Below are 13,852 nucleotides of genomic sequence, written 5' to 3' on the forward strand. Positions count from 1 at the left end.
AGGCAGCCATGACCGAGCACAGTCCCGGATCCGCACCCCAGCCGCCCGCCGCCGACCGTGTCGCGGCCGCGCTGCGGTCGGCCCTCAAGGACAACGAGCGCCTCACCGAGCACAACCGTCGGCTGAGCGCCGCCCTGCACGAGCCGGTGGCGGTGGTGGGGGTGGGGTGTCGGTTTCCGGGGGGTGTGGAGTCGCCGGAGGGGTTGTGGGATCTGGTGGCTTCGGGTGGTGACGCCACGTCGGGGTTTCCGGGGGATCGCGGGTGGGATGTGGAGGGGTTGTTCGACCCGGACGGGGGGCGTGCGGGGTCGAGTCGTGTGCGGCGCGGGGGGTTTCTGGCGGATGCGGCGGGGTTCGACGCGGCGTTTTTCGGGGTGTCGCCGCGGGAGGCGCTGGCGATGGATCCGCAGCAGCGGGTGCTGTTGGAGACGGCGTGGGAAGCCGTCGAACGCGCCGGCATCGATCCGGCTTCGCTGCGCGACAGCTCTACCGGAACCTACATCGGCGCGATCGCCCAGGAGTACGGACCGCGGATGTATGCGGCCGACGACGAAGGCACCGGCCATACCCTGACCGGGTCCATGCCCAGCGTCGTCTCCGGCCGCGTGGCCTACACCCTGGGGCTGCGCGGCCCGGCGGTCACCGTCGACACCGCGTGCTCGTCGTCGCTGGTGGCGCTGCACCAGGCGGTGCAGGCGCTGCGGCGCGGCGAGTGCGACCTCGCCCTCGCCGGCGGTGCCACGGTGATGGGCTCGCCGGGCGTGTTCGTGGAGTTCTCCCGCCAGGGCGGGCTTTCGCACGACGGCCGGTGCCGCTCCTACGGGGCCGGCGCCGACGGGACCGGCTTCGGCGAAGGCGCCGGTGTGCTGGTTCTGGAGCGGTTGTCGGATGCGGTGGCTGCGGGGCGGCGGATCTGGGGTGTGGTGCGGGGGTCGGCGGTGAATTCGGACGGGGCGAGTAACGGGTTGTCGGCGCCGAGCGGGGTGGCGCAGGAGGCGGTGATGCGGGCGGCTTTGGCCGATGCGGGGGTGGGGGCTTCCGAGGTGGGGGTGGTCGAGGGGCATGGGACGGGCACGGTGCTGGGTGATCCGATCGAGGTGCGGGCGCTGGGTGCGGTGTATGGGCGGGCTCGTGTCGGGGCCGGTGGTGTGGTGGTGGGGTCGGTGAAGGCCAATATCGCTCATGCGCAGGCGGCGGCGGGGGTCGCGGGGCTGGTGTCGTTGCTGGGGGTGGTGGGGCGTGGTGTGGTGCCGGGGTTGGCGGGGGCCGAGGAGGGGTTGTCGGAGCTGGTCGATTGGGGCGGGTTGGGGTTGGGTGCGGTGGTCGGGGGTTCGCGGGTGTGGGAGGAGAGCGGAGGTCGGCGGATCGGGGCGGTGTCGTCGTTCGGTATCAGTGGCACCAACGCTCACGTGCTCGTCGAAGAACCGCCCGCCGACACCCCGCACCCGCGCGCCTTCACCCGCCCCGCCACCTCCGCAGCACCCGACACCGGCCAGGAGCGGCTGCCCGGCGGGAAGCGGACGGCCGGAACCGGAGCCTTCGCCGACGACGCCCCGCCCTGGCCGCTGTCCGGGCACACCCCCCAGGCGCTGTCGGACCAGGCCCGCACCCTGCGCGCCCACCTGCTGCAGCACCCCGGCGACACCGCGGCCGACGTCGCCGCCACCCTCTCCACCGCCCGCGCCCACCTGGAGTACCGCGCCGTGGTCGGCGCCGCCGACCGCGACGGCTACCTCGCCGGCCTGGCGGCGCTGGAACGCGGCGAAGCGCCCGCCGACGGTGTCCGCGGCAGCGGCGGCCCGCCCGGCAAGACCGTGTTCGTCTTCCCCGGCCAGGGCGCTCAGTGGCCCGGTATGGCCGCCGACCTGCTGGAGCGGTCGAGCGTCTTCGCCGCGGCCGTCGACGAATGCGGAGCCGCGCTCGCCCCCCACGTCGACTGGTCGCTGCGCGCCGTGCTGCGCGGCGACACCGCCGCGCCCGACCCCGACCGGGTCGACGTCGTCCAGCCCGCGCTGTGGGCCGTCATGGTCGCCCTGGCCCGGCTGTGGATCTCCTGCGGCGTGCGCCCCGACACCGTGATCGGGCACTCCCAGGGCGAGATCGCGGCCGCACACGTGGCCGGCGCCCTGTCGCTGGAGGACGCCGCCCGCGTCGCCGCACTGCGCAGCCGGGCCGTGCACGCCCACGCCGGCGACGGCGCGATGGCGCAGGTGCCGCTGGACGCCGACGGTGTGCGCGCGCTCATCGGCGCCCGCGCCGACCTCGCCGACCGGGTCGGCGTCGCCGCCGTCAACAGCCCCGCCTCCACCGTCGTCAGCGGCGACGGTCCGGCCGTGCGCAGCCTGGTCGCCGACGCCGACGAACACGGGATCCGGGCGCGGACCGTCGCCGTCGACTACGCGTCGCACTCGGCGCACATGGAGGCGCTGCGCCCGGCCGTCCTCGCCGACCTCGCCGGCGTCTCCTCCCGGCGGCCCCGCATCGCCTTCCACTCCACCGTCACCGGCCGGCCCGTCGGCGAAGGCGAACTCGACGCCGAGTACTGGTACTCCAACCTCCGCCGCCCGGTCGGGTTCGCGGAAGCCGTGCGCACGCTGGCAGAAAGCGACCACGGCCTCTTCGCGGAGATGAGCCCGCACCCGGTGCTGACCATGGCCGTCGAGCAGACCGCCGAAGCGGCGGCCGAGCACGCCGCCGCTTCCGGGAGGCCGGAACCCCGCGCGGCCGCCGTCGGCTCGCTGCGCCGCGGCGACGGCGGGTGGCCGCGCTTCACCGCCTCCCTGGCCCAGGCCTACGCCCGCGGCGCCCCCGTCGACTGGACCGCCGTCTACGCCGGCACCGGCCTCCGCGGCGCCGAACTGCCCACCTACGCCTTCCAGCACGGCCGCTACTGGCGCCCGCCCCGCCCCGCGCCGGCAGCGCCCGCCGCCCCCGCGGCTTCCGCCGCCGAGCGGGACGGCGCTGCCGGACCCGGTGCCGCCGGTGCCGCCGACGACCGGTTCTGGGCGGCGGTGGACGACGGCGACGCCGAATCCGCGGCCGCCGCTCTGGGCGCCGCCGCCGAACCGGTACGCGCCCTGATGCCCGCACTGGAGCGCTGGCACCGGCGTCGCCGGGAACGGGACGCGCTGGCCGGACTGTGCTACCGCGAGCAGTGGACGCCCGCCCCCGCCCCCGCGGCACCGCCCGCCGGCGGCCGCTGGCTGGTGGTACGCGAACCGTCCGGCAGCGCGGCCGACACCGGGCGGGCCTGGTGCGACGCGCTGGCGGCCCGCGGCCTGGCCGTGGAAACGCTTGAGGCCAAGCGTTCCGAGACCGACCGCGCCTCGCTGGCGGAGCTGCTGCGCACCGCCGCCGGTACCGCGGAGGCCCCCCTCGACGGCGTACTGTGCCTACTGCCCGCGGACGGCGGCGACGCCGCCGCGCCGGCAGCCGGAACCGCGCTCGCCGCCGCGCTCCTGCAGGCGATGGGCGACACCGGTCTCGACGCCCCGCTGTGGTGCGCCACCCGGGGCGCGGTGTCCACCGGCGCCGACGACCCGCTGCGATCCCCGGCGCAGGCGGCGGTGTGGGGACTGGGCCGGGTCGCCGCCCAGGAGCACCCCCGCCGGTGGGGCGGCCTGGTGGACGTGCCCGAGAGCCCGGACCGGCGCACCGCCGCGCTCCTGCACACCGCCCTGTGCGCGTCCGGCGGCGAGGACCAGCTCGCCGTGCGTACCGCGGGCCTGCGCGCCCGCCGCCTCGTCCGCACCTGTGCGCCCGAGCCCGCGGGCCCCGCCGGCGACCCGTGGCGGCCGCGCGGAACCGTGCTCATCACCGGCGGCACCGGCGCCCTCGGCGCGCACACCGCCCGCCGCTTGGCCGAGCACGGAGGGCCGCACCTGCACCTGCTGCTGGCCGGGCGCCGCGGCCCCGCCGCGCCCGGCGCCGCGGAACTCGCCGACGAGCTGCGCGCCACCGGCACATGCGTCACCCTGGCCGCGTGCGACACCGCCGACCGGGCGGAGGTGCAGCGCCTGCTGGCCGCGGTGCCGGCCGAACACCCCCTCAGCGCCGTCGTGCACACCGCGGCGGCGCTCGACGACGCCCCCGTCGGCGACCTGGACGCCGCGCGCATCGACGCCGCCATGGCGGTCAAAGCGGGCGGAGCCCACCACCTGCACGAGCTTACGGCCGGCGCCGGCCTGTCGGCGTTCGTGCTCTACTCCTCGGTCGCGGGCATGCTCGGGATCTCCGGACAGGGCAACTACGCCCCGGCCAACGCCTACCTCGACGCGCTCGCACGCCACCGGCGCGCCGCCGGGCTGCCCGCCACCTCCCTGGCCTGGGGCGCCTGGAGCGGCACGGGCATGTCCCGGCGCGACGACGTGGCCGGCCTGCTGCACCGGCACGGGATGCCGGGCATGGCGCCGCAGGTCGCCGCGGCGGCGCTGGAGCCCGCCTTCACCGGTGGCGCCGACGCGGCCTTCGCCGTCGCCGACATCGACTGGGGGCGGTTCGCCCCGGCCTTCACCGCGGCACGCCCCAGTGCGCTGCTCGACGAGGTGCCCGAAGCGCGCCGCGCAGCCGCGCCCCCCGGAACACCCGGCGCCGGCGCCGCCCCGGAGGCCGGACCGGACCCGGCGGGCGCGCTGGGACGGCGCCTGTCCGAGGCGTCCCCGCCCGAACGCGACCGCATCGCCCGCACCCTGGTACGCGAGCACGTCGCGGCGGCGCTGGGCCACACCGCACCGGAAGCCGTCGACGAGGCCCGCCCCTTCACCGAACTCGGCCTGGACTCGGTGACGGCGGTGGACCTGCGCAACCGGCTCGGTGCGGCCACCGGGCTGCGGCTGCCCGCCGCGCTCGCGTTCGAGCACCCCACCGTGGCGGCGGTGGCCGCCCGTCTGCGCACGGAACTCGGCGCCGACGGCGACGCCGGCGACGGCGGTGCAGCCGACCCCTCCGGCGCCGAGCCCGCCGCGGATCCTCCGGCGGGGGACGCGGAGCTGGCGGCCCTGGAAGAGCTGCTGCCCCGCCTCGACAGCGAGCGGCTGCACGAATCGGGCGTCGCGCAGCGGCTGCAGGCCCTTGCGCGCACGGCCGCCCGCTCCGAAACGCCGACGGCCGCCGACGGCTCCCTGGACGACGCCACCCCCGACGAGGTCTTCGCGGTGATCGACGACGAACTCGGCGCTCCCTGACCGCCGAACCACCCACCTCCACCGAGCCCGCCACCCGATGCGGCACCCGCGGCCGCAGGCCCGACACGACTGGGGCGACGATGACCGAGCGCACTGCGACCGAGCGCACCGACACCGAGCAGAAGCTCTTCGACTACCTCAAGCGCGTGACCGCCGACCTCCGCGAAACCCGGCGCGAGCTGCACGAAGCCCGGACCTGCGCGCACGAGCCGGTGGCGGTGGTGGGGGTGGGGTGTCGGTTTCCGGGGGGTGTGGAGTCGCCGGAGGGGTTGTGGGATCTGGTGGCTTCGGGTGGTGACGCCACGTCGGGGTTTCCGGGGGATCGCGGGTGGGATGTGGAGGGGTTGTTCGACCCGGACGGGGGGCGTGCGGGGTCGAGTCGTGTGCGGCGCGGGGGGTTTCTGGCGGATGCGGCGGGGTTCGACGCGGCGTTTTTCGGGGTGTCGCCGCGGGAGGCGCTGGCGATGGATCCGCAGCAGCGGGTGCTGTTGGAGACGGCGTGGGAAGCCGTCGAACGCGCCGGCATCGATCCGGCTTCGCTGCGCGACAGCTCTACCGGAACCTACATCGGCGCCACCGGCAGCGACTACCTCGGCGCCGCGAGCCGGCCGCCCGACGAGACCGCGGGATTCGTGCTCACCGGCAACACCTCCAGCGTCGTCTCCGGCCGCGTGGCCTACACCCTGGGGCTGCGCGGCCCGGCGGTCACCGTCGACACCGCGTGCTCGTCGTCGCTGGTGGCGCTGCACCAGGCGGTGCAGGCGCTGCGGCGGGGCGAGTGCGACCTCGCCCTCGCCGGCGGGGTGTCGGTCGCCTCCTCGCCCGGGCTCTTCGTGGAGTTCTCCCGCCAGGGCGGGCTTTCGCACGACGGCCGGTGCCGCTCCTACGGGGCCGGCGCCGACGGAACCGGTTTCGGCGAAGGCGCCGGCGTGCTCGTGGTGGAGCGGCTGTCGGACGCCGTGGCCCGGGGGCGCTGCATCTGGGGGGTGGTGCGGGGGTCGGCGGTGAATTCGGACGGGGCGAGCAACGGGCTTTCGGCGCCGAACCCGGCGGCGCAGGAGGCGGTGATGCGGGCGGCGCTGGCCGATGCGGAGGTGGAGGCCGCCCGGGTGGGGGTCGTCGAGGGGCACGGGACGGGCACGGTGCTGGGCGATCCGATCGAGGTGCGGGCGCTGGGCGCGGTGTACGGGTGTGTCAGCGAGGATGCGGGCGGCGGCGCGGTGGTGGGGTCGGTCAAGGCCAACATCGCCCACACACAGGCCGCCGCCGGCGTCGCCGGAGTCGTGTCGCTGCTGGCCGCGGTCGGCCGCGGCGTCGTACCGCCACTGGCCGGCGCCGCCGGCGGAGTCTCCCCGATGATCGACTGGGACCGGACGGGGGTGGGCGTGGTCGCCGAGGGGCCGCGGGCCTGGGAGGGCGTCGGCGGCCCGCGGATCGGGGCGGTGTCGTCGTTCGGTATCAGCGGTACCAACGCCCACGTGCTCGTCGAAGAACCGCCCGCCGGCCACGCCTACGACTTCGCCGCCCTCGCCGCACCCGCCGACGCGGTCCCGGCCCCCGGCCGCCTCCTCGGAGGCCTCGACGAAACCCCTGGAGCCGCCCCCGCGTGGCGGCACGGCCGGACGGGCGCCCGGCCCGCCCCCCACACCCTCGCGGCCCCGACCGGCCCCGCGCCCGCCCCCGCGGGGGCGGGCGCGGGGGCGGCCGCCCCCGAGAGCGCAACGATCGCCCTGCCGCTCAGCGCACGCACCCCGCAGGCGCTGCGCGAGCAGGCCGAACGGCTGCACCGCCGGATGCAGCGCCGCCCCGACACCGACCCCGCCCGGATCGGCTACTCCCTGGCCGCGACCCGCGGCCGCTTCGAGCACCGCGCCGCCGTACTGGGATCGGACCGAAGCGAGCACCGCTCCGGCCTGGCCGCCCTCGCCGCGGGCGAACCCGCCCCCGGGCTGCTGCGCGGCGCCGCCGCCGCGCCGGGCGAGGCGACCGCGACCGTGTTCGCGTTCCCCGGCCAGGGCACCCAGTGGTCGGGCATGGGTGCCGAACTGCTGGAGGCGTCCCCCGTCTTCGCCGAACGCATCGGCGCATGCGAGGCCGCGCTCGCCCCCCACGTCGACTGGTCGCTGCGCGCCGTGCTGCGCGGCGACCCCGGCGAACCCGACACCTCCCGCGTCGAGGTGCTGCAGCCCGTACTGTTCGCGGTGATGGTCGCACTCGCCGGGCTGTGGCGCGCCTGCGGCGTCCACCCCGACGCCGTGGTCGGCCACTCCCAGGGCGAGATCGCCGCCGCGCACGTCGCCGGCGCGCTGTCCCTGGAGGACGCCGCCCGCATCGTCGCACTGCGCAGCCGCCTGGCCGCGCCGCTCGTCGAAACCACCGGCATGGCCTCGGTGGCGCTCTCCGCCGAGCAGGCCGAGGAGCTGCTGCGGCCCTGGCACGGCCGGCTGTCGCTCGGGGCCTTCACCGGCCCGGAATCGGTCGCGGTCTCCGGCGAGCAGACCGCGTTGGACGAGTTCGTCGCCGCCTGCGAGCGCGACGGCGTCCACGCCCGGCCGGTCTCCTCCGTCTACGCCTCCCACTCCGCGCAGATGGAGGCGCTGCGCGCGCCGTTCACCGACGCCGTCTCCGGGATCGCGCCCCGCTCCGCCGACGTCGCCATCCACTCCACCGTCGAAGGCGGTCCGGTCGACGGCGCCCGCCTCGGCGCCGACTACTGGTACGCCAATCTGCGCCGGCCCGTGCTGTTCGAGCGGGCCGTGCGCGGCATCGCCGCCGACCGCGCGGTGTTCGTCGAAATCAGCCCGCACCCCGTACTGGCCGGACCGCTGGCGCACATCCTCGCCGACGGCCGCGGCGACGGCGCCGACGAGCGCGTCGTCGCCACCCTGCACCGCGGCGACGGCGGTCCCGACCGGTTCACCGCCGCACTCGCCGCCGCCTACACCCGCGGCGCCGAGCCCGACTGGGACGCCGTCTTCGCCGGGCGGGCCGACGGCACCGTCCACCTGCCCACCTACCCCTTCCAGCACCGCCGTTACTGGGTCGCCGAAACCGCCGGAACCGGCCCGCAGGGACTCGGCGCCGGCGCCGAGTCCCACCCGCTGCTGGGCGCCGCCGTTCCGCACGCCGGGGGAGCGGGGTTCCTGCTCACCGGGGAGCTGTCGCTGCACCGGCTGCCCTGGCTGGCCGACCACGCTCTCAGCGGCGCCCCTCTGCTGCCCGCAGCGGCGCTGGCCGAACTCGCGCTGCACGCGGGCGAGCGCGCCGACTGCCCGCACCTGGCCGAACTCGCTCTGCGCACCCCGCTGTGCCTGCCCGCAACCGGCGGCGTGCAGCTGCAGGTCGCCGTGTCCGGCCCCGGAGACGACGGTCGCCGCGCGGTGCGGGTGCACGCCCGCCCGCGCCGCGCCGGCGACGACGCCGGACCCGACGGGCGTGCCTGGACCCTGCACGCCGACGGGGTGCTGGCGCCCGAAGCCGGCCCTCCTCCGGCCGGCAGTGGGCCCTCGGCCCGGCCTCCGGCCGGCGCCGAGGAGATCCCGCTGCAGGACTGCTACGCCCGCATGGCCGAGCGCGGCTACGACTACGGCCCCGCGTTCCGCGGGCTGCGCGCGGCCTGGCGCCACGACGGCCGCCTCTACGCCGAGGTCGAACTGCCCCAGGAGCACCGCGCCGCGGCCGCGGGATTCGGCCTGCATCCGGCACTGCTGGATACCGCCCTGCACCCGCTGCTGCTCGGCGCCCGCGCCGACGGCGCCGACCCCGGACCGCACCCGGCCCCCGGCCCCCGCCTGCCGTTCTCCTGGGAAAGCGTGAGCCTGCACGCCGAAGGCGCCACCGCGCTGCACGTGTGCCTGACCCCGCTGGACGACGACACCTGGTCCGTGTACGCGGACGACCCCCGGGGATCCCCGGTGATCGGGATCGACGCCGTGACCACCCGCCCCGCGCCCGCCGGCGCCTCCGCCGGACACGACGCCCGCAGCATGCTGTTCTGCCTCGACTGGGAGGCGGTGCAGGCCCCGCCGCAGCCGGCCCCGCCCGCCTCCTGGGCGGTCGTGGGAGAGCCCGATGCACCCGCCGGCCCCGCCCCGGAGAACACTCCCCGCTACCCCGACCTCGCCGCCCTGGCCGCCGCCGTCGACGGGGGAGCGCCGTTGCCCGGTGTCGTGGTGCACCGCCACACGCCCCCGGAGGCCCCGGCCCACGCCGCCCGCGCAGCGGTGCGCGGCGTCCTCGGCCTGATCCGCTGCTGGCTCGACGACACCCGCTTCGCCGGCTGCCGCCTCGCCGTGGTCACCGAAGGCGCCGTCGCGGCCGAGGCTCCGCCCGTCGGCGCCGCGGACGGCGCCGACGCCGCGGCGCCGCCGCACGACCTCGCCGGCGCCGCCCTGTGGGGGCTGCTGCGTTCGGCCCAGAGCGAGCATCCGGGCCGCTTCGCGCTGATCGACCTGGAGCCGGCGAGCGCCGACCGGGCCGCGGCCCACGCCGGTCCCGGAACCGGTCCGGCGCCCGTCCACGAAGCGGTCGCGGGCGCCCTCGCCCACGGCGAAGACCAGCTCGCCTGGCGCGCCGGCACGCTCCGCGCCCCGCGCCTGGCCCGAGCGGAATCGCCCGAGCGGGTGCTGCCGCCGCCGGGCGGCGAGCCGTGGCGGCTCGAACCCGCCGGCGACGGCACCGTGCGCCTGGCCGCGGCGCCCAACCCCGCGGCCGACCGGCCTCTGGAGCCCGGCGAGGTGCGCGTGGCCGTGCGCGCCGCCGGGCTGAACTTCCTCGACGTCATGCTCGCGCTGGGCATCTTCCCCGCCGAGTACGACTTCGGTGCTGAGTGCGCCGGTGTGGTGGTCGAGACGGGGTCCGGCGTCGCCGACCTCACCGCCGGCGACCGCGTCATGGGCATGATGCACGGCTCCTTCGGCACCGTGGGCGTCGCCGACCGCCGCACCCTCGCCCGCATCCCCGACGGCTGGAGCGACACCCGGGCCGCGGCTGCGCCGGTCGCCTACCTCACCGCCTACTACGCGCTGGTGGACCTGGCCGGCGTGCGCCCCGGCGAGCGGGTGCTCGTGCACGCCGCCGCCGGAGGCGTCGGCACTGCGGCCGTGCACCTCGCCCGCCATCTCGGCGCCGAGGTCTACGGCACCGCCGGCCGGTCCAAGCAGCCGGCCCTGATCGGCGGCGGTCTCCCCGCCGACGCCGTCGCCGACTCCCGCACCCTCGACTACGAGGACCACTTCCGCCGCGCGACGGGCGGCCGCGGTGTCGACGTCGTGCTCAACTCGCTCACCGGAGCCCACATCGACGCGTCCCTGCGGCTGCTGGCCGACGGCGGCCGGTTCGTCGAGATCGGCAAGGCCGACGTGCGCGACGCCGCCCAGGTCGGCGCGGCCCACCCCGGAACGGCCTACCTGCCCTTCCACCTCGACGAGGTCGGACCCGACCGCATCCAGGCGATGCTGGCCGCGATCCTGGAGCTGTTCGACCGCGGGCGGCTGGCCCATCCGCCGGTGGCCGCCCGGCCGATGCACCGCGCCCACGACGCGTTCCGGACCCTGCAGCAGGGCCGCAACGTCGGCAAGGCCGTGCTCACCGTGGCGAAGCCGATCGACCCGCGCGGCACGGTGCTGATCACCGGCGGCACCGGGCGCCTGGGCGCGCTGACGGCCCGCCGACTGGTGCGCCGGCACGGTGCCGGGCGGCTGCTGCTGGTCAGTCGCCGCGGTCCCGAGGCGCCGGGCGCCGCCGCCCTCGCCCGGGAGCTGACCGACCTGGGCGCCGAGACGACCGTGCGCGCCTGCGACGCCGCCGACCGGGGCGCACTCGCCGAACTGATCGCCGCGATCCCCGCCGACCGGCCCCTCACCGCCGTCGTGCACGCCGCCGGGGAACTGGAGGACGGTGTCGTCGCCGAACTCGCCCCCGAACGCGCCGAGGCCGCTCTCACCGCGAAAGCAGACGCCGCCTGGAACCTGCACCTGCTCACCCGGGACCGCGACCTGGCCGCGTTCGTGCTGTACTCCTCGGCGGCGGGCGTGCTCGGCGCGTCCGGGCAGGCCGCCTACGCCGCCGCCAACGCCTATCTCGACGCGCTGGCCGCCCACCGCCGCGCCGCCGGGCTGACCGCCACCTCGCTGTCGTGGGGCCTGTGGGCCGACCGCAGTGCGCTCACCGCCGAGGTCGGCACCTCCGACCTCGCCCGGATGAACCGCCAGGGACTGGCCGGTGCGCTGGAGACCGAGCAGGCGCTGGAACTGTTCGACACCGCTTTGGCGACGGGCGAAGCCCACCTGGTCGCGATGCCCGTCGACCGCGACGGCCTGCGCGAGCGGGCCCGCAGCGGCGGCGTGCCCCCTGTGTTCCGCGGTCTCGCCGGCCGGCCGCGCCGCGGCTCCGCCGCACCCGCCGACACCGCGGAAGGCGGCGCCGCCGCGAGCGTGGAGCTGCCGCGCGACTTCGCGTCCCGGCCCCCCGAGGAGCGCACCGGCATCCTGCTGGACGTCGTACGCACCCACGCCGCCGACGTGCTCGGCCACCCCGGCGACGCGGCGGTCGGCGAGCAGCGCCGCTTCCTGGAATTGGGAGTGGACTCGCTTACGGCGGTCGAGCTGCGCAACCGCCTGGCCTCGGCGGTCGGGACGCCGCTGCCGGTGGGCCTGGTCTTCAGCCGCACCACCCCGCGCGAACTCGCCGACCACCTGCGCGGCGTACTGGAGGGGACCGCCCCGCGCCGTACCGCCGGGCCCGCCGCCCCGGGCGGCGGGGACGACGGAGGCGGCGACGACAGCGTGGTCGCGCTGTTCCGCCGCGCCTGCTCAGCCGGCCGCGCCGCTGACGGGGTGCACATGCTGCGCGCCGCCGCCCGGCTGCGTCCGACCTTCGCCGACGCCGACGAGTACGGCGCCCCGCCCCGGCCGTTGGGGATCGTCGAAGGAGGCGCGGCGCCGCGCCTCGTGTGCTTCCCGTCGCTGGTGGCGATCTCCGGCCAGCACGAGTACGCCCGTTTCGCCGCAGCCCTGAGCGGTCGCAACGACGTCGCCGTGCTCGCCCACCCGGGTTTCGCATCCGGAGAGCCGCTGCCGGCCACCGTCGCAGCGGCGGCGAAGCTCGGGGCCCGCGCCGTCGCCGACGTATGCGGAGACGAGCCCTGCGTCCTCGTCGGCAGGTCTTCGGGCGGCTGGATCGCCCAGGCCGCCGCTGAACTTCTGGATGCGCAGGAGTGCGGCCCCGCCGGGCTGGTGCTGCTGGACACGCCGCTGCCGGAGGACGCCGCGCTGCCGCAGCTGATCGCCGGCATCATGGAGCGCGACCGCGGGCTCGGCCTGACCGACACGGCCCGCGCCACGGCCATGGGCGGCTACCTGGACCTGTTCGAGGGCTGGTCGCCGCTCAAGACCCGCGTTCCCACCCTGCTGGTGCGCCCCGCGGATCCGGTCGCCGGCGGCGCCTTCGGCGAGCGCTCGTGGAGCGTCGACTGGCCCGTGCCGCACGCGACCGCGGAGGTGCCCGGCGACCACCTCACCATGATGGAGGCCTCGGCCGCACCGACCGCCGCCGCCGTGGAGGAATGGGTGCGGTCCGCCGCCGGCCCGGCGTAGCCGTCGCCGAGCGCCGGTGCCCCGGGCCGCGCGTCAGTCCGGATCGCGGTCCCCGGTCCGATCGGGGCCGGGGCGCGCGTCGGCGGGCGGTGTCTGCGCGGGCTCGGGCGGGCGGCGCGTCGCGCCGACGCTGGCGGCCACCACGCAGGCGACGGCCAGCCACTGCCACAGCGTCAGGAACTGGCCCAGCAGCACCAGCCCCACCAGGGCGGCCGCCGCCGGCTCCAGACTCATCAGGATGCCGAAGACCCGCGGCGGCATGCGCCGCAGCGCCTGCAGCTCCAGCGTGTAGGGCACGACCGAGGACAGCACCCCGATAGCCGCGCCGATCAGCAGCAGCCGCGGGTCCAGCAGCGCGGAACCGCCCGCGGCCACCCCCAACGGCGCCACCAGGACCGTGCCGACGACACTGGCCACCGCCAGCCCCGACATGCCCGAGAACCGGCGGCCGGTGGCGGCGCTGAACACGATGTAGCCCGCCCAGGCCGCCGCCGCGAGCAGCGCGAACAGCACCCCCGCCAGCGTCACCGTCCCGTCGCTGCGGCCCAGCAGCGCCACGCCCGTCCCGGCCAGCGCCACCCACACCAGGTCGGTCTTGCGGCGCGACCCGATCACCGCCACCGCCAACGGGCCCAGGAACTCGATGGTGACCGCGATTCCCAGCGGGATGCGCGCGAACGACTGGTAGATGGCCACGTTCATGGTCGCCAGGCACACGCCGAACCCGACCGCCACCATCCAGTCGGCGCGCGAGCGGCCGCGCAGCGCCGGGCGGGCCAGCGCCAGCAGCACGACGGCCGACGTCAGCAGCCGCAGCCATACGACCGCGCTGGGCGGCAGCACCGCGAACAGCCGGCTGGCGATGCCCGCCCCGGCCTGTACGGACAGAGTGCCGATGAGTACGAACCAGGTCGGCGGAATCGTTTCGCCGGCCGCGCGCAGCAGTCCGGCGCCACGGGGCAGGCGCCTCCGGGTGGGGTCACCGGATGAATCAGCGGCCGCGTTCGTCGTCACGGGCGCCCATCCTATGCGGCGCCCCGCGCCCCCGCGCCCCGGCTCCGCCCCGCCGGCGGC

At 77.2% G+C, this 13,852-nt stretch carries 3 protein-coding genes; 2 read left to right on the forward strand and 1 reads right to left on the reverse strand.

All coding sequences use genetic code 11. The features are described from left to right. The first annotated feature begins 8 nt into the window (after window positions 1-8). Together HNR25_RS22595 and HNR25_RS22600 are read left to right on the forward strand one after the other, a co-directional pair. Window positions 9-5,183 (forward strand): type I polyketide synthase, encoded by a 5,175-nt coding sequence (locus tag HNR25_RS22595; protein ID WP_184638488.1) that lies wholly within the window; start codon window positions 9-11, stop codon window positions 5,181-5,183. A gap of 80 nt (window positions 5,184-5,263) precedes the next feature. Further along, window positions 5,264-12,778 carry a type I polyketide synthase gene (locus HNR25_RS22600; protein WP_184638490.1) on the forward strand — a complete coding sequence of 2,505 codons (7,515 nt, stop codon included), beginning with the start codon at window positions 5,264-5,266 and terminating at the stop codon, window positions 12,776-12,778. A 33-nt stretch (window positions 12,779-12,811) separates the two neighbouring features. Here the strand turns inward: HNR25_RS22600 and HNR25_RS22605 are convergent, their stop codons facing one another. Further along, window positions 12,812-13,792 (reverse strand): EamA family transporter, encoded by a 981-nt coding sequence (locus HNR25_RS22605; protein ID WP_184638492.1) that lies wholly within the window; start codon window positions 13,790-13,792, stop codon window positions 12,812-12,814. Window positions 13,793-13,852: the final 60 nt, after the last annotated feature.

This window comes from Streptomonospora salina (assembly GCF_014204715.1).
Lineage (GTDB): Bacteria > Actinomycetota > Actinomycetes > Streptosporangiales > Streptosporangiaceae > Streptomonospora > Streptomonospora salina.